The sequence below is a fragment of the Pseudomonas sp. PDM30 genome, from assembly GCF_019218985.1.
Taxonomy (GTDB): domain Bacteria; phylum Pseudomonadota; class Gammaproteobacteria; order Pseudomonadales; family Pseudomonadaceae; genus Aquipseudomonas; species Aquipseudomonas jessenii.
Genome location: NZ_JAHUWM010000009.1, coordinates 1 through 25,019 on the forward strand (window position 1 = coordinate 1; position 25,019 = coordinate 25,019).

The 25,019-nt window shown below is 62.6% G+C and carries 23 protein-coding genes; 7 read left to right on the top strand and 16 right to left on the bottom strand.

Annotation, left to right across the window (positions count from 1 at the left end):
• Positions 1-142: 142 nt before the first annotated feature.
• The 4 genes from KW840_RS20435 to KW840_RS20450 form a co-directional block, all read right to left on the bottom strand.
• Positions 143-304, bottom strand: coding sequence for a hypothetical protein (locus tag KW840_RS20435; protein WP_173677945.1), 162 nt, complete (start codon positions 302-304; stop codon positions 143-145).
• Positions 305-411: 107 nt separating this feature from the next.
• Positions 412-645: a DUF465 domain-containing protein gene (locus tag KW840_RS20440; protein ID WP_057714363.1), complete on the bottom strand. Its 234-nt coding sequence runs from the start codon at positions 643-645 to the stop codon at positions 412-414.
• A gap of 224 nt (positions 646-869) precedes the next feature.
• Positions 870-2,981: a PAS domain-containing sensor histidine kinase gene (locus KW840_RS20445; protein ID WP_218497273.1), complete on the bottom strand. Its 2,112-nt coding sequence runs from the start codon at positions 2,979-2,981 to the stop codon at positions 870-872.
• A 226-nt stretch (positions 2,982-3,207) separates the two neighbouring features.
• Positions 3,208-3,897, bottom strand: a complete 690-nt coding sequence (locus tag KW840_RS20450) for a GntR family transcriptional regulator (protein ID WP_007973313.1) — start codon at positions 3,895-3,897, stop codon at positions 3,208-3,210.
• A gap of 140 nt (positions 3,898-4,037) precedes the next feature.
• On the opposite strand from KW840_RS20450, the gene KW840_RS20455 reads away from it, so the two are divergent.
• The 7 genes from KW840_RS20455 (at position 4,038) to KW840_RS20485 (ending at position 11,403) form a co-directional block, all read left to right on the top strand.
• A complete protein-coding gene (locus KW840_RS20455; protein ID WP_154909259.1) occupies positions 4,038-5,123 on the top strand; it encodes an ABC transporter ATP-binding protein in 1,086 nt (361 codons plus the stop codon).
• Between the two features lies 1 nt (position 5,124).
• A complete protein-coding gene (locus tag KW840_RS20460; RefSeq protein WP_090455669.1) occupies positions 5,125-6,042 on the top strand; it encodes an ABC transporter permease in 918 nt (305 codons plus the stop codon).
• Complete coding sequence (locus KW840_RS20465; RefSeq protein WP_057714357.1) at positions 6,039-6,827, top strand: ABC transporter permease; 789 nt, start codon at positions 6,039-6,041, stop codon at positions 6,825-6,827. Before KW840_RS20460 ends, KW840_RS20465 begins: the two co-directional genes overlap by 4 nt.
• 16 nt (positions 6,828-6,843) lie before the next feature.
• Entirely contained in the window at positions 6,844-7,911 is a 1,068-nt protein-coding gene (locus KW840_RS20470; protein ID WP_090455671.1) for an extracellular solute-binding protein, read from the top strand.
• A gap of 136 nt (positions 7,912-8,047) precedes the next feature.
• On the top strand, positions 8,048-9,244 hold the full coding sequence (locus KW840_RS20475) for an amidohydrolase family protein (protein WP_218497275.1): 1,197 nt from the start codon (positions 8,048-8,050) through the stop codon (positions 9,242-9,244).
• Positions 9,241-10,728 carry an amidohydrolase family protein gene (locus KW840_RS20480; protein WP_218497277.1) on the top strand — a complete coding sequence of 496 codons (1,488 nt, stop codon included), beginning with the start codon at positions 9,241-9,243 and terminating at the stop codon, positions 10,726-10,728. Before KW840_RS20475 ends, KW840_RS20480 begins: the two co-directional genes overlap by 4 nt.
• 12 nt (positions 10,729-10,740) lie before the next feature.
• Positions 10,741-11,403, top strand: a complete 663-nt coding sequence (locus KW840_RS20485) for a flavin reductase family protein (protein ID WP_007973324.1) — start codon at positions 10,741-10,743, stop codon at positions 11,401-11,403.
• Positions 11,404-11,589: 186 nt separating this feature from the next.
• Here the strand turns inward: KW840_RS20485 and KW840_RS20490 are convergent, their stop codons facing one another.
• The 12 genes from KW840_RS20490 to KW840_RS20545 all read right to left on the bottom strand — a co-directional run bounded on the left by KW840_RS20490 (position 11,590) and on the right by KW840_RS20545 (position 24,868).
• Positions 11,590-14,688 (bottom strand): error-prone DNA polymerase, encoded by a 3,099-nt coding sequence (locus tag KW840_RS20490; RefSeq protein ID WP_218497279.1) that lies wholly within the window; start codon positions 14,686-14,688, stop codon positions 11,590-11,592.
• Positions 14,664-16,079 carry a DNA polymerase Y family protein gene (locus KW840_RS20495; RefSeq protein WP_218497280.1) on the bottom strand — a complete coding sequence of 472 codons (1,416 nt, stop codon included), beginning with the start codon at positions 16,077-16,079 and terminating at the stop codon, positions 14,664-14,666. Before KW840_RS20495 ends, KW840_RS20490 begins: the two co-directional genes overlap by 25 nt.
• 7 nt (positions 16,080-16,086) lie before the next feature.
• Positions 16,087-16,704, bottom strand: a complete 618-nt coding sequence (gene imuA / locus KW840_RS20500) for a translesion DNA synthesis-associated protein ImuA (RefSeq protein ID WP_218497289.1) — start codon at positions 16,702-16,704, stop codon at positions 16,087-16,089.
• On the bottom strand, positions 16,704-17,321 hold the full coding sequence (gene lexA, locus KW840_RS20505; RefSeq protein WP_008016176.1) for a transcriptional repressor LexA: 618 nt from the start codon (positions 17,319-17,321) through the stop codon (positions 16,704-16,706). The genes imuA and lexA overlap by 1 nt, the downstream gene beginning before the upstream one ends.
• A gap of 165 nt (positions 17,322-17,486) precedes the next feature.
• Positions 17,487-17,765 (bottom strand): DUF971 domain-containing protein, encoded by a 279-nt coding sequence (locus tag KW840_RS20510; protein ID WP_218497292.1) that lies wholly within the window; start codon positions 17,763-17,765, stop codon positions 17,487-17,489.
• A complete protein-coding gene (locus KW840_RS20515; RefSeq protein WP_218497295.1) occupies positions 17,762-18,724 on the bottom strand; it encodes a HEAT repeat domain-containing protein in 963 nt (320 codons plus the stop codon). The genes KW840_RS20510 and KW840_RS20515 overlap by 4 nt, the downstream gene beginning before the upstream one ends.
• The gene (locus tag KW840_RS20520) at positions 18,721-19,569 is read right to left on the bottom strand and encodes an ABC transporter ATP-binding protein (protein ID WP_057714336.1); all 849 of its coding nucleotides are present in this window, start codon (positions 19,567-19,569) and stop codon (positions 18,721-18,723) included. Before KW840_RS20520 ends, KW840_RS20515 begins: the two co-directional genes overlap by 4 nt.
• Positions 19,569-20,351: an ABC transporter permease gene (locus KW840_RS20525; RefSeq protein ID WP_218497297.1), complete on the bottom strand. Its 783-nt coding sequence runs from the start codon at positions 20,349-20,351 to the stop codon at positions 19,569-19,571. Before KW840_RS20525 ends, KW840_RS20520 begins: the two co-directional genes overlap by 1 nt.
• 146 nt (positions 20,352-20,497) lie before the next feature.
• Positions 20,498-21,904, bottom strand: coding sequence for an ABC transporter substrate-binding protein (locus tag KW840_RS20530; RefSeq protein ID WP_218497298.1), 1,407 nt, complete (start codon positions 21,902-21,904; stop codon positions 20,498-20,500).
• 213 nt (positions 21,905-22,117) lie between these two features.
• Positions 22,118-22,363 (bottom strand): ferredoxin family protein, encoded by a 246-nt coding sequence (locus KW840_RS20535; RefSeq protein WP_008050632.1) that lies wholly within the window; start codon positions 22,361-22,363, stop codon positions 22,118-22,120.
• A gap of 25 nt (positions 22,364-22,388) precedes the next feature.
• Complete coding sequence (locus KW840_RS20540) at positions 22,389-24,119, bottom strand: fumarate reductase/succinate dehydrogenase flavoprotein subunit (protein ID WP_218497300.1); 1,731 nt, start codon at positions 24,117-24,119, stop codon at positions 22,389-22,391.
• Positions 24,116-24,868: a GntR family transcriptional regulator gene (locus KW840_RS20545; protein WP_090455699.1), complete on the bottom strand. Its 753-nt coding sequence runs from the start codon at positions 24,866-24,868 to the stop codon at positions 24,116-24,118. The genes KW840_RS20540 and KW840_RS20545 overlap by 4 nt, the downstream gene beginning before the upstream one ends.
• Positions 24,869-25,019: the final 151 nt, after the last annotated feature.

Sequence of the window (25,019 nt, forward strand, 5' to 3'; positions counted from 1 at the left end):
CATGTACTACAACCGCACCAGGCTCCACAGCTACAACAACTATCTGTCGCCAATAGCCATGGAGCAAAAAGCGGCATAAACACCGTAACCGGTGTCCGGGATTACTTGACCAGTTCAAGCTCGCTCCTACAGAGGGCGGTGTTCACTCTGGATCGATGTCGACACCTTCATCATCCGGCCACTCATCGATGCCCGGCTCTTCCTCGGGATTGACCGTGGTGTGTTCGGGGCTCAGGGGTTCGGGATGAGTGGGGATCGGGTCGTAGCCACCCTGTTGTTCACTGGGGTATTTGGGCTGGGTCATGAGGCACCTCGTTGAGAGCCATAACAGCGGTCTCTGAACATTCGAGGTGCCGGTTGTGATGCCGTTCCAACTTTCCCGCCACCAGTCGTCGGTGGCAGCTCGCTGGGTCAGGACGACGAGCCAAGTTGCTTGACGATCTTGTCCTTGACCAGCAGACGTGCCTCCTTGAGCTTCCTTACGGTGTCATCGTTGGACTTGGCCTCCTCTGCTTTCACCACTTCGGCATCCGCCTGGGAATACTTGTTAAGCAGTGAATCCAGTAACGGATCCTTGGTGCGTTTCTGCTGGACTTCTTCCTTTGAGCGTTTCAGATCCTGATAAAGGTCATGGGGCACCGGCATGGAACACCTCCGTTTGTTGATCGGCAGCGAAACGCGATCAATTGCGTTCACCAACTATCAGAATGGCCTCGGTTAGCCTGTTCTGTCGACCACCTGTCAGACCAGCGGTGTCCGTTCGTCGTCCGGTCGCCAATGGGATAAAACCTTGCCTGCGCCGACGCTTCCACCGGTTGACGATCACTCGGTCACCTTTGAAAACCTGCGTGGAGAATCACCTGTTTTTGTCAGCCGTTAAGCACCGTGCGCACCATCTGCGTCAGTGCTTCGGGGTTGTAGGGTTTGCTCAGCAGGTGGGTGTCGGGGCTGAGCTGGTGATTGCGCGAGATGATGTCGCGGGTATGCCCCGAGGTGAACAACACAGCCACCGGTGGCTCCTGCACTTTCGCCCAGGCCGCCAGGTCCGAACTCTTGATCAGGCCGGGCATGACCACGTCGGTGAAAATCAGGTCCACCGCCAGCCCTTCCAGCAACATTTTCATGGCGATGTCACCGTTGGTGGCCGTGAGGACCTGATAGCCCTCCTCGCGCAACAACTCCACCGCCGATACCCTCACGGCCTCATTGTCCTCGACCACCAGGATGCGTTCGTGCCCGCCCCGTTGCGGCACATCAGGGCCCGGCGTTTCGCTGGGGGCCGCGCGCAAGGTGCGCGGGAAGTACAGCTGCACCCGAGTCCCCCGCCCCACGTCGCTGGCGATTTCGATATGACCGCCACTCTGCTTGACGAAGCCAAACACCATACTCAAGCCCAAGCCGGTGCCCTGCCCGTCGGCCTTGGTGGTGAAGAATGGCTCGAACGCCTGGGCCAGCACCTGCGGCGGCATGCCGACGCCGGTATCCGTCACGGACACCCGTACATAGTCCCCGGGGGCAATGCCCTTTGCGGCGCAAAATTTGCGATCGAGGACGATGTTTTCCGCGCACAGGTCAATCCTGCCCTCGCCTTGAAGGGCGTCACGGGCATTGATCGCCAGATTGAGAATGGCGTTTTCCAGTTGGTTGCGATCGACAAACACATTCCAGGAATCTTCGGGTGCCGTCATGTGGACCTGAAGGGTTTCACCCAGGGCACGCAGCAACAGCTCCGCCAGGCCATCGAAAATCTGCCGCAAGGTGAAGACCGCGGGTGACAACGGTTGGCGGCGGGCAAATGCAAGCAATTGCGAAGACAGCTTGGCACCGCGCTCGACGGCGGCAATCGACGCCGAGACCCGGCGCTGCACATTGGCGTTATCCGGCTCATGGCGCGCGAGCAGGTGCAGGTTGCCGGCGATCACTTGCAACAGGTTGTTGAAGTCATGGGCCACACCACCGGTGAGACCGCCGATGGCTTCGAGCTTCTGTGACTGGCGCAGTTGTTCTTCCGCCGCCAGCCGCGCCTCGACCTCATCGGCCACCCGCTGTTCCAGGTTGCGGGTGAACTTGAGCAGGGACTCTTCGGCGGTCTTGCGTTCGTGGATGTCGATCAGCACGCCGGGGAAACGAAACGCCTCGCCCTGCTCATTGAACTCGCAACAACCACTGGCGAGTACCCAGAGGTAGCTGCCATCCGGGCGCCGGATCCGGTATTCGACGTTGTAGGGCTCGCCCGTCTCCACCGACAGTCTGACTCGTTCCTGAACCCAACTGCGGTCATCCGGATGGATCCGGCTTTCAGCGATTTCCTGAGACAGGTTTTGCAGGTCTTGCCCGGGTGGATAAGAGAACGCGCGAGCGAAGCGCTCGTCACCCGACATCACGTTGGCCTTGATGTCCCAGACAAAGGAACCGAGCAAGGCGCCGGCGTTGAGCGCCAGGCGTACCCGTTCGTTGTCGGCGCGGTAGGCGTCTTCAGCCGCCTGTCGCCGGTGTTCGGAGATCACCCGATCCGTGGTTTCCACCACCATGGCCATGACCCCGGCCGGGCGCCCGTCATCGTCGGCCACCGGGCTGTAGTAGAGGTCCATCCAGACATCTTCCGGAACCCCGTCACGCAGCAGCACCAGTTCTTTGTTGCGATAGGACAAGGTGCCGCCCGCCAGGCAGGTGTCGACCACGTGGCGATTGAATTCGGCAACTTCCGGCCAACCCAGTTCCACGGCAGAGCCGAGCAGATACGGATGACGCCCACCGGCAAACTTGGAATAAGCGTCGTTATAGATCATGTACCCGGACTGGCCCCAGAGCATCACCATCGGCAGTGGGGACGCGAGCATCAACTGCACCGCGCTGCTCAGGCTCCTGGACCATGAATCGAGCGGGCCAAGTTCGGTCAGGCTCCAGTCGAACGCACGAATGCGTCCGGCCATTTCGCCGTTCCACCCGGAGCACCCGTGGCTTTCCTCTAGAAACTGCATCGGCTGGCTCTATCCCGGTAAGTTGCACCCGTTTGTTTCGAGCATCCTGCACGCTATTCGTTTCATAGAGGTATAGCTGATTCTCGCGGGCCACTGGAGATCCCTTGTGGGAGCGGGCTTGCTCGCGAAGGCGGTGTGTCATTCAACATATTCATCTGCTGATACACCGCTTTCGCGAGCAAGCCCGCTCCCACAATTTGGTCCTCGGTAACCGAGAGTCCGTGCACTACACCTCGATCAAGTGCTTTAGCGGGTTGTAACTGCTTTTCAGGGTGGCCGCGACATCCAGAATGGCCTTCTCGATGCCATTCAAATGCATGCAGGTCAGTTCGATGGCCGCACTCTGGTTGCCTGCTTCGATGTATTCGATCAGCCGCAGGTGTTCGTCGTCGCGACAGGCTTCGTGGCTGTCGTCATCCAGAGCGGCGGCATACAGCGACGCCCGTGAAATCAGCTTCTGGAACCAGTCGAGCAACACCGGGTTGTTCAGGCTGCGGGCCAGTTTGATGTGGAACTCGCCGAGCAGGTGAATCAACCGCTCGTGATCACCGCTTTGATGCGCTTCATCCTCCAACAGCAAGTGATCGCGCAGGTCCTGGGTCACCGCCGTATCACGCCGACGGCACAGTTCGCTGACGATGCCGATCTCGACCAGGCGACGGGTTTCGAACAGCGAACGGATCTCTTCGTCACTGGGCAGCGACACCGACGCACCTTTATTGGGCTCGGTGGTGACCAGCCCGTCGGCTTCCAATTGCTTGAGCGCGGCCCGGACAGACGTGCGGCTGACATTGAACAGCTCGGCCAAAGAGGCTTCGCCGAGCTTCATGCCCGGACGCAACGAACGCTTGCTGATCGCCTCGTAAACCCCTTGGTAGACGCGGTCGACCGTAGTTTCCAGTTTCTTTTCCGTCATTCATCAACTCCTTGCGCCCTGTGCAAACGACCCTGGCGAATGAACAGCCATTGAAAAAGGGGCTTGCACGGACAGATTAATCCGGGTATTTCTAAATTGCATCCAGATTTTGCATACAATAATTAGAGGAATGCACCATAATGGGTCATCCAACAGCAATCGAAGTGCGAAACGTCTCAAAGCGATATTCCGACGATCCGGGGCTGGCACCAGCCCTCGATAACGTCTCGGTGGACATTGCCGACAACGAATTCTTCACCCTGCTCGGCCCCTCCGGCTGCGGCAAAACCACCCTGCTGCGCACCATCGCCGGCTTCGAGCATGTCAGCGACGGTGAGATCCGCCTCGCGGGCGAGCCGGTCAACGATTTGCCGCCGTTCAAGCGTCGGGTCAACACGGTGTTCCAGAGTTACGCGCTGTTTCCGCACATGAGTGTTGCGCAGAATATCGCCTTCGGCCTCGAGATGCAGGGCCTTGATCGCAAACTGATTCCGCAGCGGGTCGATGAGATGCTCGCGCTGGTGCAAATGCAGCACCTGGCCAAGCGTAAACCGGCCGAACTGTCCGGTGGCCAACAGCAACGGGTGGCTCTGGCCCGGGCCCTGGCGCCAAAGCCCAAAGTGCTGTTGCTGGACGAACCGCTGTCGGCCCTGGACCTCAAGCTGCGCAAGGAAATGCAGGTCGAACTCAAGCGCGTACAGAAAGAAGCCGGGATCACCTTCATTTTCGTCACCCACGATCAGGAAGAAGCGCTGACCCTGTCCGATCGCATCGCCGTGATGTCCGCCGGCAAGATCCTGCAAATCGGCTCGCCCAATGAAATCTACGAACGGCCGCAACACCAGTTCGTCGCGCAATTCATCGGCGACATCAACTTTCTCCCCGGCCACCTCAAGCGCGGCCAGCAGAACGAAAAGCTCTTCGTGCCCAACGGCATGCCCGTGGAAATCCCCTGCCCGGCCCAGGGCTTTGACGGCAGCAAGGTGCAACTGGCGTTCCGCCCCGAGCGCTCGCAACTGGTCGAGCCGACCCAACCGCATCACCTGCGCGGTGTGATCGAGGCCGTGCTGTATGTCGGCACGGCCACGCTCTATCAATGCCGCCTGAACAACGACATCAAGGTCATGCTGCGCGAGAACAACGAAGGCCTGAACCACGGGCGGGTGGTGGGTGATCGCGTCGCGGTCAACCTGCCGCCCCACGCATGCCTGTTGATGGAGGCCTGAGATGAGCGTCAGCAGCACTTCCCCAGCCCTCAACCGCGCGCTGTTGCTCAGCCCGGTGGTCCTGACCCTGCTGGCCCTGATCGCCATTCCGCTGGGCATCATGGGCTACATCAGCCTGCTGCCGCGCAACGTCTATGGCGGCGTCGACTGGCAGGCCGACTGGCAATTGCAAAGCTACGTGCAACTGTTTTTCCAGGAAGGTTTCGATGGCGAACTGGAGCTGAACTGGGTCTACGCCCAAGCATTGCTGCGCTCGGTGTTCCAGGCCGGTGGCACCACGGTCCTGTGTTTCCTGTTCGGCTTCCCCGTGGCGTTGTGGATGTCGAGCCTGACACCCCGTCGGCGCAACCTGATGGTGTTGCTGATCACCATCCCGTTCTGGACCAACCTGCTGATCCGCAACTACGCCTGGCTGATCATCCTGCGCGAGCACGGCTGGGTCGCCCAGAGCCTCAACGCGCTGTTCCCCCAGGCCGGTGGCATCACCCTGCTCTACAACGACTTCGCGGTCAGCGTCGGCCTGGTCTACAGCTTCCTGCCGTTCATGATCCTGCCAATCTACTCGACCCTGGAAAAACTCGACTGGCGTCTGGTGGAAGCCGCCTATGACCTGGGTGCCAATCGCTGGCACGCGTTGCGGCGGATCATCCTGCCACTGTCGATGCCGGGGGTGATCGCAGGTGCCTTGCTGGTGTTCGTGCCAAGCCTGGGCGCCTTCATTACCCCGGCGATCCTTGGCGGCGGCAAGACGCTGATGATCGGCAACCTGATCCAGCAGCAGTTCGGTACCGCGCGCAACTGGCCGCTGGGCAGTTCGCTGTCGTTCCTGTTGCTGGGGATCATGTTGCTGTCCCTGGTGCTCTACGCCCTCTATAGCCGCAAAGCCGCCAAGACCCAACGCCCGGGAGCACAAGCATGATCGCCCTGCACCTGAAGAAACTGCCCCTGACCCGTGAAGTCAGCCTGTTGATGCTGGCCTACCTGTACCTGCCGATCTTTGTATTGATCGCCTACAGCTTCAACGCCAACCGCTCGGCGACGGTGTGGACCGAGTTCTCGTTCGACTGGTACGGGCGAATCCTGGCCAACCCGTCGATCCAGACCGCGGCGCTCAACTCGATCATCGTCGCCAGCATCGCCACGGTGTGCGCCACCGCGATTGCCCTGCTCGCGGCACTGGCGACCTACCGGCCGTTCTACGGACAGAAAATGGTCGAGGGCGGGATCAACCTGCCGTTGATCCTGCCGGAGATCGTCACCGCCGTGGCCACCCTGCTGCTGTTCATGGCACTGGGGATCAAGCTCGGTCTGCTGACGGTGATCGTCGCCCACATCGGCTTCTGCATTCCCTTCGCCTACCTGCCGATCCGCGCGCGGCTCAACGACCTGGACAAGAGCCTGCTGGAAGCGGCGAACGACCTGTACGCCAACCCCTGGCAGGTGTTCCGCCGGGTGACCTTGCCGCTGCTGTGGCCGGCGGTGCTGTCCGGTTCGGTGCTGGCGTTCGTGGTCAGCCTCGACGATTTCATCATGACCTTCTTCGTCGCAGGTCCCGGCTCCACAACCCTGCCGGTGTACATCTTCTCGGCGATCAAGGCCGGCGTGACGCCAGAGATCAACGCGATTTCGACCCTGATGCTGGTGATTTCCATCGTGCTGGTAGTGCTGGCCTTCTGGCTGGGACAGCGCGGCAAACAACAATAAGCCTGGAGACTTCTATATGAGCAAGAAAGTGAAAAGCATGCGTTTCGCCGTTGCCGGTCTGGCCTTGAGTTGCTTCACCGCGTTCACGGCGTTCAGCGCCCAGGCCGCCGAGCCCAAAGAACTGTTCTTCTACAACTGGACCGACTACTACCCGGTGGAACTGTTGGCCAAGTTCGAAAAGGAGACCGGGATCAAGGTCACCATGGACGGCTACGACAGCAACGAAACCCTGTTGGCCAAGTTGCAGGCCGGCGGCGCGGCGTACGACGTGATCGTGCCGTCGCAATCGATCATGCGCACCCTGATCAACCAGGACCTGCTGCTGGAAATCGACGCCTCGGCCCTGCCCAACTTCCAGTACGTCAAACCGGCGTTCCGCGACCCGAGCTTCGACCCGGGCCGCAAGTTCTCGGCACCGTACCTGTGGGGCACCACCGGGTTCTCCTATGACAGCGCCCGGGTGCCCGGCGGCAAGCTCGACGACTCGTGGAAAGAGTTCTTCGAGCCGCGCAAGGAACTGCAAGGTCAGCTCGCCGCCCTCGACACCTCCAGCAGCGTGATCAACGCCGCCAGTCACTACCTGAATGTCGACGAGTGCAGCGAAAACCCGCAGGACGCCAAGCGCATCCTCGAACTGCTGCAAAAACAGAAACCCTTCCTGAAGATGTACAGCTCGGACAACACCGTCGACCGCATGGCCAGCGGTGAAGTGATCATGATGCAGAACTGGAACGGTTCTACAGCGCGGGCCACCCTGCAGAAGAGCACCATCAAGTACGTCTACCCCCGTGAAGGCCTGGCGATGTTCCAGGACAACTTCGCCGTACCGAAAAGCGCACCGCACCCCGGCAACGCGAAGATCTTCATCGACTGGATGATGAAACCGGAGAACGCCGCCGCCGTGTCCAACGCCATCGCCTACGCCAACGGCATCCAGAGCGACAAGCTGATCGACGCCAAATGGCGGGTGATGGACGCCATCAACATGCCCGACGAATTCGCCGCGCGCCTGCGCCCGGAAAAGGAATGCAGCAACAAGGCGCGGGAGCTGCAGGACCGCATTTGGGCCAAGCTCAAGGGCTGATTGCCTTTCGACCGAGTCGCGCCCATCGCGAGCAAGCTCGCTCCCACAGGGATTTTGTGAACGTCAAAGATCTACTGTGGGAGCGAGCTTGCTCGCGATGAGGCCCGCCAAGACACCATTGAATTTGAGGTTTGCAATGAATCAACCCCGCTGGCTGCGCAACGTGCGCCCCTACGGCGCCACCGCCGAAGACCTGCTGATCGAAAACGGCCGCTTCAGCCAACGCCGCCCCGCTTCGAACGAAGCCCTGTCGGCCACCGACATCGACGGCCAGGACCAGTTGCTCACCCCCGCTCTGGTGGAAAGCCACGTGCACCTGGACAAAACCCTCTGGGGCCAGCCCTGGCGCCCCAACAGTGCCGGCCCGACCCTCAAGGACTACATCGCCAACGAACGGCGCATCCTGCGTGAAGTCACCACACCGATTGCGCAACGGGCCGGCGCCCTGCTGGAAAACTGCATCGCCCGCGGCTCGCTGACCATGCGTTGCCACGTCGACATCGACCCGGAATTCGGCCTGCGGCATGTCGAGGCCATGCAGCAACTGCGTGAAAACTACCGCGACCTGATCGACCTGCAACTGGTGGTGTTCCCGCAGACTGGCTTGATCAGCCGCCCCGGCACCGCCGAACTGATGCGCGAAGCCATGGCCCTGGGCGTGGAGAATGTCGGCGGGCTGGACCCGTGCGGTATCGATAACGACCCTGTCGCACAACTGGACTTCGTGTTCAAGCTGGCCAGCGAATTCGACCGTGGCATCGATATTCACCTGCACGACAAGGGTGAGCTGGGCCTGTGGCAGATCGCCCTGATCGCCGACTACACCGAGCGCTTCGGCCGCCAAGGCCGGGTGATGATCAGCCACGCGTATTGCCTGGGGATGTTGCCATGGAGCCAGGTCAAACCGGTGGCCGAGCGCCTGGCGACGCTGGGTATTTCGCTGATGAGTTCGGCCCCGGCCGATTGCGCGGTGCCGCCGTTCCTGGCCCTGCGCGAAACCGGCGTGAATGTGTGCCTGGGCTCGGACGGTATTCGTGATGCCTGGTCGCCCATGGGCAACGGCGACATGCTGGAGCGGGCGATGTTGCTGGCGTTCCGCTTCGACTTGAACAAGGACGAAGAACTGGCGGCAGCGTTCGAGGCGGCGACCGTCAACGGCGCCCAGGCGCTGGGTTGCCAAGCCAATCGCCTGGAGATTGGCCAGCCGGCGGACTTCCTGTTGATGCCGGTACGAACACTGGGTGAGGCGGTGGTTTCGCGGCCGCTGCGTCAGGTCTATCGCGCGGGTCAGTTGATTGCTGCGGGTGGTCGCTTGCTGGAAAGCCGTCTGTGAAGCGCATCGGCTTGCGGGCCAGTTGCGTGGTCGGTTTCGACGGCACGCGGCATGTGTTGTGGCGCGATGGCGAAGTGGTGTTCGAAGGCGCGCGCATCGAGTTTGTCGGGCGTGGTTATGCGGGGCCGGTGGATCAGTGGGTTGATTACGGCAATGCGCTGATCGGTCCCGGCTTCATCGATCTGGATGCCTTGGGCGATCTCGATTCCACGGTGCTGACCCTGGACAACGGCGACGAGCGCGACATGGGCCGGATGTGGTCGGCGCAGTATCTGGCGCGTGGATCGCGGGAAAGCTACAGCCCCGAAGAAGAAGTCTTCAAATACCGCTACGCCTTCACCCAACTGATCCGCAACGGCATCACCACGGCCATGCCGATCACCTCGATGTATTACCGCGAGTGGGCCGAGACCTACGACGAATTTGCGGCGGTCGCAGGTGTGGCCGCCGAACTGGGGCTACGCACTTACCTCGGTCCCTGCTACATGAGCGGCATGAGTTACTGGCAGGCCGATGGAACCCTGGCGCACCACTGGGACGAAGCCCGGGGGATGACCGGGCTCGACGCCGCCGAGCGGTTTTTCCGGGATTTCGACGGCGCGCACAACGGCCTGATTCGCGGTGCGCTGCTGCCCGATCGCATCCAGACCTGCACCCCGGTGCTGCTGCAACGCACCGCCGCGCTGAGCCGGGAACTCAACGCACCGATGCGTTTGCACTGCTGCCAGGGCCTCGGTGAAGTAGCGATGGTCGAGCAACTGCGCGGCACCTCGCCACTGGGCTGGCTGCAGCAGCTTGGGCTTTTGACCCCGCGCAGCCTGCTGCCCCACGGCATCTACACCCGAGGCGATGACGACCTGCAACGGGTGGTGGACGGTGGCGCAAGCCTGGTGCATTGCCCGGTGGTGTTCGCCCGGGATGGCGAGGCGCTGAATTCGTTCGGACGCTATCGGGCCAAAGGCATCAACTTCGCCCTGGGCACCGACACCTGGCCGGCGGACTTGCTGGACAACATGCGCCAGGGCCTGAACATCGCTCGCCTTATGGAAGGCGGTAACGATCTGACCAGCACCCTGGACCTGTACAACGCCGCGACCCTCGGCGGTGCCAAGGCACTGGGCCGCGACGATCTCGGACGCCTGGCACCCGGGGCCAAGGCCGACATCACCGTGTTCAACCTGCGCGGGATGCACCTGGGGCCGCTATTCGATCCACTGAAAAATCTTGTTCTGGCCGGTCGCGGTGACGACTGTATCGCCAGCTACATCGACGGCCGCTGCGTGATGCGGGACGGCCAGGTCGAGGGCCTCGACTACCCCGCCATACAACGCCAGGCCCAACGCCAATTCGAAAAATTGATGCGCAGCCACAGCGACCGAGCCTTTGACCAACCGGACTGGAAAAGCCTGTTCCAGCCCGCCATCCCGTTCGCCGACGACTACAGCGCACAGGCGCCACTGAGCGCGATTGATCCACTTCTCTAGAGATTTCTGCCCATGCAAAGCTTCGACTTCAGCACATTGAGCCCACGGGACAAATACAAGATCCTGATCGGCAGCGTCGTGCCACGGCCGATAGCCCTGGTCACCACCGTCGACGGCGAAGGCCGGATCAACGCGGCGCCGTTCAGCTTCTTCAATGCGCTTTCCGCCGATCCACCGATCCTCGCCCTGGGCGTGGAAAACTACGGCGACCAAAGCCCCAAGGACACCACTCGCAATATCCAGCTCAACCAGGAATTCACCGTGAACATCGTCAGCGATGCCTTGGTGGAAGCCATGAACGTCTGCGCCGTGCCCTTCGCCCCCGGCTTCGATGAACTGACCGCCGCCGGCCTCACCGCCATCCCCGGCACCACGGTCAAATGCCCGCGCATCGGCGAAGCTCCGGTGGCGCTGGAGTGTCGGCGGATGATGGCCCTGTCCATCGGCCAATCCCGGGAGATTATCTTTGGTGAGGTGCTGATGGCCCATGTGCGTGACGAACTGATCGATCCGAAAACCCTGTACATCGACCAGTTGGGGCTGGATGCGATCGGACGCATGGGCGGGCATGGCTATGCGCGTACGCGGGATTACTTCGACTTACCGACACGCTCGTTGCAGGCCTGGACGGATGCGCCGGGGGGTGGCGAGCGGTTTTGGCCGCTGGCCAAATAACAGGCATTGACACAAACCCTGGGGGGAGCGGCTTTTGTGGCGAGGGGGCTTGCCCCCGTTGGGCTGCGAAGCAGCCCCCAAACCAATCACCGCAATAATTTCAGGCACACCGCATTCAACGGTTTTACGACGGCTTCGCCGCCGAACGGGGGCAAGCCCCCTCGCCACAAAAGCTCCCGCAGCAGATCAATGAAAATCCCGACTGCGCACAGTAATGCCATCGAGCAACGGGCTCAGGTCACTCAAGCGTCCGGCTATCAGATGCCGGACCTCACCCTCTTTCTCCCAGCGCCCATCGACCTTGAGCAACTGCGAGCCGACCAGCACCTGGCGCTGACGCTCGGCCAGGTCGCGCCACACCACCACGTTGACGTTGCCGAACTCGTCCTCAAGGGTGACGAATGTCACGCCGCTGGCGGTGGCCGGGCGTTGTCGGCCGGTGACCAGCCCGGCAACGCTGACTGGCCGACCGTGCTCGACGTCCAGCAACTCCTTCGAACTGCGGCAGCGCCGCGCCTTCAACTCACCGCGTAACAGGGCCAACGGATGCGGCCCGAGGGTGGTGCCGACACTGGCGTAATCGGCTTGCAGGTCCTCGCCCACAGTGGGCTTTGGCAACGACACCGCGTCCTCCTCCCGGCTCGGCAGGCCGGCAAACAAACCCAGCTGCTTTTGTACCCCGGCCACTTCCCAACGTGCCCGATGCCGGTCGCCGGCCAGGCCACGCAACGCGCCGGCATCGGCCAGTTGCTCCTGGGCGCGGGCATCGAGTCGCGCCCGTTCGCCGAGGTCGGCAATGTCGGCAAACGCCCCTTTGGAGCGTGCCGCCTCGATGCGTCGGGCATCGTCCTCGCGAAAGCCCTTGATCATGCGTAGCCCCAAGCGAATCGCCGGTTGCGCACCGCTGATCGGTTCCAGACTGCAATCCCAGTCGCTGGTGCGCACGTCCACCGGGCGAACCTGCAAATGATGGCGCCTGACGTCCTGCAGAATCTGGTCCGGGCTGTAGAACCCCATCGGCCAACTGTTGATCAGCGCACAAGCGAAGGCCGTCGGCTCGTGGCATTTCAACCAGCAACTGGCGTAAGTCAGCAAGGCAAAACTGGCCGCGTGAGACTCGGGAAAACCGTAGCTGCCAAAGCCCTTGATCTGCTCGAAGATCTGCGCGGCAAACTCCGGCGTGTAGCCTTTTTTCTTCATGCCGGCGGCCAGTCGATCCTTGTGCGGTTCGAGCCCGCCGTGGCGTTTCCAGGCAGCCATGGAGCGGCGTAGCTGGTCGGCCTCGCCGGGGCTGTAGTCGGCGGCGACGATGGCGATCTGCATCACCTGTTCCTGAAACAGAGGAACGCCAAGGGTGCGTTTCAACACCTCCCGCAACTCTTCGGAGGGGTAGGTTTCAAGCTCTTCCTTGTTTCGACGACGCAGGTACGGATGCACCATGCCGCCCTGGATAGGTCCGGGGCGAACGATGGCCACCTCGATCACCAGGTCATAGAACTTGCGGGGCTTGAGCCTGGGCAGCATCGACATTTGCGCCCGGGACTCGATCTGGAACACGCCGATGGTGTCGGCACGACCGATCATGTCGTAGGTCTGCGAATCCTCGGAGGGCACCGTTGCCAGGCTCAAGTCCCGGTTGCGATGACGGCGCAGCAAGTCGAAACAGCGACGAATCGCGCTGAGCATGCCCAGGGCCAGGATATCCACCTTGAGCAGCCCGACCGCATCGAGATCGTCCTTGTCCCACTGGATGATGGTGCGCTCGGCCATCGCGGCGTTTTCCACCGGCACGAGGTGATCCAGCGGCTGCTCGGAAATGACGAAGCCACCGGGGTGCTGGGACAGGTGCCGGGGGAAGCCGATCAGTTGCTGCGTCAAACTCAACACCCGGCGCAACACCGGGCTTTCAGGGTCGAAACCGCCTTCACGCAGGCGCTCCACGGGCGGCGTTTCATCACTCCAGTGACCACAGCAATCGGCCAGGGCATTGATCTGGTCTGGCGGCAAACCCAACGCCTTGGCCACATCGCGCACCGCACCGGCCGCATGATAAGTGCTGACCACGGCTGTCAGTGCCGCGCGGGTCCGACCATAGCGCTGGAACACGTACTGCAAGACTTCTTCGCGGCGTTCGTGCTCGAAGTCCACATCGATATCCGGTGGCTCGTTGCGCTCCCTGGAGAGAAAGCGCTCAAACAGCATGTTCATTCGCTCGGGGTCGATCTCGGTGATGCCCAAGGCGAAACACACCGCCGAGTTGGCCGCAGAGCCTCGGCCCTGGCAGAGAATCTTCTCGCGCCGGGCGAAGGCGACGATGTCCTGAACGGTCAGGAAATAGCTTTCATAACCCAGCTCGGCGATCAGCCCGAGCTCCTTGTCGATCAGCCCGCGAACCTTTTCGCTTGCACCGTCGGGCCATCGCTCGCGCATGCCGCGCTCGGTCAACGCCCGCAGCCAGGACTCTGCGCTGTGCCCTTCTGGCACCAGTTCGCGAGGATATTGATAACGCAACTGGCCAAGATCAAAGGTGCAGCGCCGGGCGATGTTCAGCGTTTCTGCCAGCAAGCCGGGCGGATAAAGTTCCCCCAGCACGTCCAGGCTGCGCAGATGGCGTTCGCCGTTGGGATGCAGGCGCAGCCCGGCATCGGCCACCGGCAGGTGATGACGGATCGCGGTCATGGTGTCCTGCAAGGCGCGCCGGCCGCGAGCATGCATGTGCACATCGCCACTGGCCACGGCCGCAATACGCAACTCCCTGGCCAGGCTCAGCAGATCGTTCAGGCGCCGGGCATCGTCCTGACCGCGGTGCAACTGCACCGCCAGCCACACGCGCTCGGCGAAGACCTGTTTGAGCCAGCGCCCCTGTTCAAAGGCATCGACAGCGTCCGGCACCCACAACGCCAACAGGCCCGGCAACGGTTCGCTGAAGTCTTCGCGCAGCACTTGATACTGACCTTTCTGCGTGCGGCGCCGGGCGCAGGTGATCAATCGGCACAGCGCCTGATAACCCTCGAGGCTCTCCACCAGCAGCACCAGTTTCGGACCGTTCTCGATGCGTATTTCACTGCCGATGATCAGCGGCAACTCCACGGACTTCGCCGCTTGCCAGGCGCGAACGATGCCCGCCAGGGTACATTCGTCGGTGATCGCCAGGGCTTGATAACCCTGTTTTTTCGCGCGCTGGAACAGCTCGAGGGCACTGGAGGCACCGCGCTGGAAGCTGAAGTTCGACAGGCAGTGCAGTTCGGCATAGTCGATGCTCATGCGAACCAGCCCTGCAACCACAGCGGGCCGTCCTCACCGACCGCCCGGTAGGCCCAGCCCTGTTGGCCTGCACGGGTTTCGATCAGGTAATAGTCACGGCGTACGTCGTCACCGTCCCACCAACCGGACTCGATGCGTTCCGGCCCCATGAGGATGCGCGCCGAGCCCTGATGCACGGCCAGCGGTTCAGTCAGCAGCCAGCCCGGCCGTTTCACCGCGGCCGGCACCGCGCAGGGCTGGCTGTCGGCACTGGCCTGCCATGCACACTCGGGCCGGTGATCGGCCTGGAAGCGCAGGCCATGTACCGCGTCATCCCCCAGCCGTGCACGCAGGCGTTCGCGCAGTTGCTCCCAGGGCAAGGACTGCTGCGGGCGATCGTCAAACAGTTCCTGATGCTGGGGCACGAAGGTCGGCAAATCCTCGGCGCGCAAACGAAAGCCGCGCACCGGCGCCTCGACCTGGACTTGCTCCAGCCGCCCCCGGGCCAGTTCGAAGAGCATCGCCGGATCGCGCTCGGCGCTGAGCAGGCCGACCTTGATGAGCGTATCCGGCAACCCGGCGTGTTCCAGATGCAGGTCGAAACGCTGTACGCCGCTGTCGCGACCACAGAGGAACGCCGACAGGTCGCCGGTCAACCGGCGCAACGGAAACAGCAAGGCTTGATGGGACTGCACATCGAAATTGAGCTCGATCCGCACATCGAAGCGGTCCGGCGGCAGGTAAAACGCCAGCGCCAGCCGCCGCAAACCCGACAGGGCATCCAGATGCTTGAGCACCTGAGCCTCGAAACGCCGGGCCAGGCTATGCCGGGGCAGCGCCTGCACCTGGCTCAAGGTGCGCAAGCCCATGCGCGACAAGGCCGTGGCGACCGAGGTTTCGAGACCGATCCGGTCGACAGGCATTTGCCCCAGGTGATGCTGCAAGGCTTGATCGTCCGGCACCACCAGACCGTCATAGGCGTTGGCCAGCACCCGCGCCGCCACCGGGTTGGGCGCGGCCACGATGCGGTGCCGAAATCCCAGTTCGTCGAGCTCACGGCGCAAAAGCGCTTCGAATTGCGGCCAGGCGCCGAACAAACCGAGGCTGGATTCGATCTCGAATACCACGGCCCGGGGGTAATGCACGCTGACCTGGGAGCTGAAGCGATAGGCCCAGGCGGCGAGAAACTGCTGCCAGTGTTCGATGTCGGCGGCGTCGTATTCAGCCGTGGCAAAGCCTTTGCTCAAGGCCTGTGCCGCACTCATGGACTGACCGGGACGCAACCCCAGCGCCCGCGCCGCGTCGTTAACCGCCTGCAGCACCCGGCGCTGAGCCGGGCCGGTCAACAACGCCAGGGGCTCATCGGGATCGGCGCGCTGACGCAATACCGCGTCCAGCGCCAATTGCGGGAAAACAATGCAGACCCAGCGCATGGCAACCTCAATGCCCTACGGCGAAGGCAATCGGCGCCGAACGGACCAGGCCGCCGCGGCACTTGAGCACGCGCAGTTGTACCGGTCGGGCATCGATGGCAATGCGCAGGGCCGCCGGCGAAGGGTTGATCGCTTCACTGAGGGGGCGATAGGCGAAGGCCAGGGTCTGGCCGGTTTCCGCCGCCACCTGCAAGCGGCGCAAGGCGCGGTCATCGGCCTTGTGCGGCCAGCACAGCACCGCGCCGCAACTGCCAGAACGCAGGCATTGTTCCGCGGCCCACAGCGCATCGCGCTCGCTGGCCTGGATGATCGACAGCTGACGCAGATCGACCCCGGCACCCTGCCACGCCTGGGGATACGGCACATAAGGCGGCGCCACCAGCACGATGCGCTCGCCCGCCGCCGACAGCCGTGCCAGCGTCGGCCACACCAGTTGCAACTCGCCCACGCCCTGCCCGGCCAAGAGGATTTCCGTCAGCGCCGCCTCCGGCCAGCCTCCGCTGGGCAATGCAGCGTCCAGCGCGGCATGCCCGGTGGGTTGCGGGCTGGCGGCCGGTGGCGCAGGCCGGCCCTTCCAGACCTGGCCGCCATTGAACAGCGTATCCAGCGCAACGACGGCACCCATCAGCCTTGCCTCACCAGGCCACAGAACACGCCTTCGATGGCCAGGTCCCGGTCGGCTTCGACAATGATCGGCCGGTAGGCCGGGTTGCGTGGCAGCAGGCGAACCACATCGCCGACCCGCTCGAAGCGCTTGATGGTGACTTCGCCGTCGAGTCGCGCCACGACGATCTGGCCGTTGAGCGCCTCGGGGTTGCGGTGCACGCCCACCAGATCGCCATCGAGAATGCCGTCCTCGATCATCGAGTCACCCCGGACCCGCAACATGTAGTCCGGCACCCGCGAAAAGATCGACGGATCGAGCAGCAAGCGGCTATGGACCTCCGCATCGGCCCCAATCGGCGCACCGGCCGCCACCCGGCCGAGTACCGGGATGTCCAGCAACTCGGGACGCGGCGGCTGCCCGAGCAGGCGAATGCCCCGGGCCTGATGCGGGTTGACCTCGATAAACCCGGCTTCGGTCAGCGCCAGCACATGCTTGCGCGCCACGCTGCGGGAGGCAAAACCGAACGCCTCGCTGATTTCAGCGAGGCTCGGAGGCTGACCGTGCTCGGCGATGCGATCGCGGATAAAGGTCAGGATGGCGGTACGGCGGGGAGTCAGAGTCGTCATGGAGTACATTTGTACTCTTTTGGCTTTTGCCTGGCAAGGACCGTCAATCATCTGGTGGCAGGACCAGTGACCTGTGGGAGCGAGCTTGCTCGCGATGGTCTTTCATTCAACATATGTGTCGACTGACCGGGCCGCATCGCGAGCAAGCTCGCTCCCACATTGGATTTCAGTGACTCAAGAGGTGAGTTGCGCCAGATACGCCCACGGATAAATCCCGCGCTCATGGCCATCGCTGAAGACCAGTTGCAGTCCATACCCCTGCGAGTGCAATTCGATAACCCGAACCCGCCCATCAACCATCGGCGTCAGCCCCCGCATACGAAACGCCCGGCACTGCGAACACGGGCAATGCCGGCGCAGTTCGGCGTGGTCCAGCCACTGTTCGCGGCCATCCGGCCAACTCAGGCGCAGTTGTTGTCTGCTCCGTGAATTACCCACCGCCAGCGGATTCATTGCAGTTGACTCAAGGCAATGCGCACGGCCTTGCGCACTTCCGGGTCGCCGTCGTCCTGCGCGGCCTGCAATGCCGCTATGGCCCGTGGGTCGTTCAATTCGCCGAGGGCCAGGGCGGCTTCCTTGCGCAGGTTGCTGATGCGGTGGCCGAGGGTGTCGATCAACGCATCGAGCGCCGGTCCATAACGCAAGCGACCGAGGCTGCGGGTGGCGCGCAGACGCACTTGCCAGTAATCGTCGCCCAAGGCGTCGATCAGGGCCGGGCCGGCGTCTAGGTGGCCGACCTTGCCCAGGGTGGTGGCGGCTTCTTCGCGGACTTGCCAGGCAGCGTCGCGCAAGGCCTGGCGCAGGGCCGGCAGCACCTGCGCGTCAGACGCCAGGCCCAACGCCCCGGTGGCGGCACGCCGAACTTCAGTGTCCGGGTCAGCGCTGGCCAACTGCGCCAGGGCCGGCAAGGCATCGAGTTGCTTGAGCCAGCCGAGCACGCCCACCGCCTCGCGGCGCACGCTGGCGCTTTCATCGTCCAATGCCCGGGCAGCCGCATCGGCGGCATCGGGGCAACGCAACTCGCGCAACGCCCTGAACGCGGCGATGCGTACGCCGCTGTCGGCATGCCCGGTCCACGGCAGAATGACCCGGCCCGCCGCTTCACTCTTGAGCAGGCTAAGGCTCTGCGCTGCGGCCGCCTGCACCGCCGGGGATGGATCCGTCAGCGCCTGGCACAACGCCTCGACCACGGGCTCATCCTCCCAGGCTTCCAGCAACCGCGCGGCTTCGGCGCGAACGTCTGCAATCGGGTCTTCGGCCAGTCGATTGATCAACCACTGCAGGCCATCCGGCTCCTCGAGATCGGCCAGTTCGATCAGCGCGATCCGGCGTACACCGGGGTCGTCATCGGTCAGGCGCGGTTGCAGGGCAAGAATGTCGTCGTTATCGGTTACATCGAATAGTGAGGTCATAGGGCAAATCGCGGCAGTTTGTTTTCAGGGGGAAGACCGAGCGGATTCAAGCGTGGCAGTTGCCGACCGTCTTCGTGGCGCAGGAGTTCGAGGCAATGGCGCTTGAGGTGCGAGAATTCAGGGCGGGTCATCAGTTCCGTGCTGCGCGGCCTGGGGAAGTCCAGGCGCAGGTCTTCGATGATTCGCCCGGGGCGCGAGCTCATGACCAACAGGCGATCAGCGAGGAACAGCGCTTCGTCGATGTCATGGGTGACAAACACCACGGTGGTGCGGATGCGCGTCCAGATGTCCAGCAGCAGTTCCTGCATGTTCAACCGGGTCAGGGCATCGAGGGCGCCAAAGGGTTCGTCCATCAACAACAGGCGCGGACGGTTGACCAGCACCCGGGCGATTTCCACCCGTTGCTGCATGCCGCCGGAGAGCTGGTCGGGCCAGCGCCCGGCAAAACCTTCGAGGCCCACCAGGGCGAGGATTTCATCCGCCGCCTTGTGCCGTTCGGCCTTGCCGACGCCACGCATTTTCAGGCCGAAGGCGACGTTGTCACGCACCGTGCGCCAAGGAAACAGTGTGTGCTGCTGGAACACCATGCCGCGCTGGGGCGATGGGCCCGACACCGCTGCGCCATCGACATTCAGCGTGCCGGTGCGCGGTTGCAGGTGGCCGGCCAGGGCGCCGAGCAAGGTGGACTTGCCGCAACCGGACGGCCCGAGTATGCACACGAACTGCCCTGGCTCGATCTGGCAGTCGAGGCCCTGTACCGCTTCGAAAGCCGCGTCCCCCTCGCCCAGGCTGATTGACAGCCCGCGAATGTCGATACGCCCTTCCAGGTGTTGAAAAACGCTCATCAGGCTTTTCCTCGTGGTCGATGCCAAGGCGTGAAAAGCCCGCCCAGACGCTTGATCGACAGGCTGCTGCCCATCCCGAGCACGCCGATCAGCAGCATGCCGACGACGATGTCGGCGTAGTTCTGGATGGTGTAGGACTCCCAGGTGTAATAGCCGATGCCGAATTGGCCGGAGATCATTTCCGCCGTCACCAGGCAGAACCACGAGGTGCCCATGCCGATGGCCAGGCCGGTGATGATGCTAGGCGCAGCGCCCGGAAGAACGACCTCCAGCAGGATTGCCCGGCGCCCTGCCCCGAGGCTTTTCGCCGAGGCGATCAGCCGTGGATCGACGCCTTCGACGCCGTGCACGGTGTTGAGCAGGATCGGGAACAATGCGCCGGTGAAGGTGATGAACACCATCGACAGTTCCGACGAGGGAAACATCAGGATCGCCAGGGGAATCCACGCCACTGCCGGGATCGGGCGCAGCACTTCCAGGGGCGGCAGCAAGAGATCTTCGGCCCATTTCGAGCGACCGATGGCCAGGCCCAGAGCCACACCAATGATCAGCGCCGCGAGGTAACCGGCGAACACCCGGCCGAGGCTGCTGCCCAGGTGCTGGGCGAGCTTGCCCGAGTCGCCGAGGCCGAGGGCGGCTTCAATGACCGCCAAGGGTGTCGGGACGTTGGCGAAGGTCACCAGGCCGAGGTTCCAGTGGTGGCTGGCGGCGAGTTGCCAGAACAGCAGGCAGAGCAGCAAGGACGTGGCTCTGGGGATCCAGCGTGAATATGATCGGTACACAATTATTCCTCTCAACCCACCTCCTGTAGGAGCGAGCTTGCTCGCGAAGAACGCCAACGATTACGCGCTCTGTCTGACGGATCGCGTTGTCCGGACGTTTTTCGCGAGCAGGCTCGCTCCTACAGGGGGCTGTGGTGTTTTGCCGGTTAGCGAACGGCCACGGCCTGTGCGGTAGCATCGGTGAAGTCGTAAACTTTCCCGCCCTGCGCCGTGGCGAACTGTTGGGCCTGGCCTTTGAGCAGGAACGCGCTCAGCTGCCCTTTCCCGTCGGTGGCAAACCACGCCTGATCCGCCAGCAGCTTGATCCCGCTGTCACTGGCCTGGGCGTACACCGCGCGGATGCTCCTGCCTTCCTGCTTGAGGCTGGCCAGCGCGGCAAACGCCGCTTGCGCCGAGGCGTACTGGCGGACTTTAGGCTCGCCGCGCACCCAGATTTCCGCCACGTGGCTGAAGTCGGTGATGGCTTGACCGCTGGCGGCATCGACGGCCTTGAGCGGCGCCTGCCCGTAACTGGCCAGTTGCGCGCTGTAGTCCAGGTTCGAGGCCTTGAAGGCGGCGCGGATGTATTGGTCGTCAATGAAGGTGTTGAGATCCAGACCGCGATCGGCCTTCTTCAACAACTTGAGGGTATCGATGGCGGTGCCCACGGCCTGACGGTATTCCGGCTTCCAGCTCAGGTCGCGGGTCTGCACACCGAGTGGGCCATGGAACAGATAATTGACCTCGGCATCGACCCCGGTGACCTTGGCGATCAACTCGCTGTATTTCTCCGGCTCAGCCGCCAGCAGCTGGTTGGCTTCAATACTCGCCCGCAGGTAAGCGACGACGATTTCCGGGTACTTCTTCGCATAGGCCTGATCGACCAGCGCACCGTGGAAGGTCGGCGCGTTGGCCTGGGCTCCGTCATAAATCTTGCGGGCGAAACCACGGCTGGGGAACAGTTCGGCGAAGGGCACGAAGTCAGCGTGAGCATCGATCTTGCCGGCCTGCAATGCGGAGCCGGCGACTTCCGGCGGCTGGGCGATGATGTTCACGTCCTTGAGCGGGTCCCAGCCCTGGGCCGCGACGGCGCGCAACAGCATGCCATGGGCGGTGGAAGCGAACGGCACGGAAATGGTCTTGCCCTTCAGCTCTGCCAGCGACTGCACACCCGATGCGCTTGGCACCACGATGCCGTTGCCGCTGCCCTTGATGCTGCCCGACAGCACGCTGATAAACAGGCTGTGCTTGCCCGCCGTTTCGAACGCTACGCCGTTGAACGCGCCGGGGAAGTCGGCCATGGCGCCGAAGTCGAGTTTGCCGGCCACCATTTCGTTGGTCAGGGGTGCGCCGCTGGTGAAGTTTTTCCACTGCACCTCGTATTGGGCGTCCTTGTAGGGGCCATCGTGGGGCAGGTATTTGTCCAGCAGCCCGAGTTCGCGAATCAACAATCCGCCGGCGGCGCAGTTGATGGTGGTGTCCTGGGTACCGATGGCAATGCGGATGGTTTCGGCCGAGGCCGACAGGGTGAATGAAGCCAGTACCAGACCGGCCAAAGCTGCACGCAACATCATGAGTGTTTCCCCTCGAATCATTTATAGGATGTTCGTCTCCGCCACGATCAGGGCGCGGTGGGAAACGAGGGGTGTCTTGAATCAGGCGTCCGGTGGTGCCGGATGGCGTTTTGGGTTGTTCGAGCTGGCCTCATCGCGAGAAAGCTCGCTCCCACAGGTTTTTCTGGTGTATGCAGGACTTGCGACTGGCCTCGATCCCACAGGGACAGTATTTCAGCGCAGCAGGTACGGGATTTCGACTTTCACCGCACCCGTCGGACAGTCCTTTTCACAGGGCATGCAGTACCAGCATTCGTCGAACGCCATGTAGGCCTTTTGCGTGGCCGGGTTGATCGCCAGCAGGTCCATCGGGCAGACGTCTACGCACACGGTGCAGCCTTTGTGGGCGATGCATTTGTCCTCGTCGACGGTGACGGGGGCGTTGGAGCGGAAGAAAATTTCCTGGGCTTGATAGGCCATTTCACGGTCTCTCTTGGGGTGATGCTCAGGCGGCATCCGCGCCGACCCGCAGCCGGTCGTAGGCCTGCATCTCGTCGGCATCGAGCGGGATGATGTAAGGCTCGACGGCTTTCTTGAAACTGCTCATCAAACCGTTTTCGTCTTTCTTCAGGTGGCAATGGCAGAACCAGTCGCGGTCGTTGCGTTGCGGGTGATCGACGCGATGGTGGTAAAGCCCCCAGCGGCTTTCGGCGCGGAACAATGAAGCGCGGGCGGCCATTTCGGCGCAGTCGCGGATCATGCTGACTTCCATGGCGCGCATCAGCTCGTGGGCGTTGTGCGCCTTGATCTGGTCGAGATCGCGCTGGATGTCGCTGAAGCGCTGCAGGCCGATCTGCATCTTCCTGGTCACTTTCGGCGGTTGCAGGTAGTCGTTGACCAAGCGCCGCAGCTTGTATTCGACCTGGGCTGGCGGCAGGCCGTGCTCACGCTCCAGCGGTGCGTAGACCCGTTGTTTTTCGGTTTCGATCTGCCGGGCATCCAGCGCTGAAAACTCGCGCCCGGCGACAAAATCCGCCGCGTTCTGGCCAGCGAACCACCCATAGGTAAACGCACCGAGCATGTAGTTGTGCGGCACCGCAGCCATGTCTCCCGCCGAGTACAAGCCCTTGACCGAGGTCTCGGCCTTCTCGTTGACCCACACCCCCGACGCCGAATGCCCGCTGCAAAAACCGATTTCCGAGATGTGCATCTCGACCATCTGCGTGCGGTAGTCGGTGCCGCGATTGGCGTGGAACTGGCCGCGACTCGGACGCTCGTTGCTGTGCAGGATCTCTTCGATGTTCTGGATGGTTTCCTCGGCCAGATGATCGAGCTTGAGGAACACCGGGCCATTGCCGCTTTCCAGTTCCTGATGGAACTCCCACATCATCTGCCCGCTCCAGTAGTCGCACTCGATGAAGCGTTCGCCCTTGTTGTTGGCGGTGTAGCCGCCCAAGGGGCCGGTGACGTAGGCGCAGGCCGGGCCGTTGTAATCCTTGATCAGCGGGTTGATCTGGAAGCATTCCAGGTTCGCCAGTTCGGCCCCGGCATGGTAGGCCATCGAGTAGCCGTCGCCGGCATTGGTCGGGTTTTCGTAGGTGCCCATCAGGTAGCCCGAAGACGGCAACCCCAGGCGTCCGGCGGCACCGCAAGCGAGGATCACCGCCTTGGCCTTGATCACGTGGAAGTCCGCCGTGCGGCAGTCGAAGCCCATCACGCCGTTGACCGCGCCCTCTTCATCCGTCAGCAATCGGGTGCAGACCAGGCGATTGGTGATACTCACCCGCGCGCGCTTCAACTGCCGATAGAGGACTTTCTTGATGTCGTGCCCTTCCGGCATCGGCAACACATAAGCGCCCATGTGGTGGACCTTTTTCACCGCGTAGTCGCCGGTTTCGTCCTTCTCGAATTTCACGCCCCAGCGGTCCAGTTGTTCGATCGTTTCGAAACTGTGGGTGGCATAGGCGTACACCGCGGCCTGATTGACGATGCCGTCGTTGGCGATGGTGATTTCCTTGGTGTACTGCTCCGGCGTCGAGTGGCCGGGAATGATCGCGTTGTTCAGGCCGTCCATGCCCATGCTGATCGCGCCGCTGCGCTTGACGTTGGCCTTGTCGATCAACAACACCCGCAGGTCGCGGTTGCGTTCCTTGGCCTTGATCGCCGCCATGGGGCCGGCGGTGCCGCCGCCGATCACGACGATGTCGTATTCCTGCTCCAATGTGCTTCGGGTCATGCCTGATCCCCTTTTTCCCGGTCGATCCGCAGGCGGTACTGGAAGGCATCGCCACGGTAGTAAAGGTGTTCGAAGTCCAGCGGCCGACCGTCGACATCGTGGGTCAGGCGTTCGATGTGCATGATCGGCGAGCCGGGTTCAACGTTTAGCGCGTGGGTCAGGTCGCTGTCGGCCAGTACCGCATCGATGGCCAGGTCGGCGTGCCCCAGGGTCAAGCCGCAGTCGTTTTCCAGGATCAGGAAAATATCGCGGGTGACCAGGTCGGCTTTTTCCAGGCGCTCGCCAATGGCCTTGGGCAGGTAAGTGATTTCCAGGGAAACCGGCTCGCGATTGATCAGGCGCACACGTTTGATCTGCGCCACAACCTCGCCTTCGGCGACCTGCAAACGCTCGGCCACGAGCTTGTCGGCGGCAATGAATTTGAAGCTGCGCAGGCGGTTGATCACCTCATAGCCGCGATCGGTCATGGACTCAGCCAGGCCTTGCAGGGTGCTGACGTTCTGGAAAGTTTTCGGCTTGGCGACGAAAGTGCCCTTGCCGTGGATCTTGAAGATCAGCCCTTCCTTTTGCAGGTCACCCAAAGCCTGACGCACGGTGATGCGGCTGACCTTGAACAACGCGCCAAGCTCGCTTTCTGAAGGCATCTGGCTGTCTTGCGGGTATTCGCCGTCGAGGATGCGGGCGCGCAGCACATCTCGCAGCTGGGTGTGCAACGGGACGCTGCTCAGGGATAGAACGTTATCGGTCATGGCAGATCACTTGTTATAACGAGTTATGACGTGATCTTAGAGAGGCAGAGTGAGGATTGAGAAATACTGTTTGAGAATAAGGTTAGATCCACCACCGTCCCTGTGGGAGCGAGCTTGCTCGCGATGGCGGCGGGTCAGTCGACTTCAATGT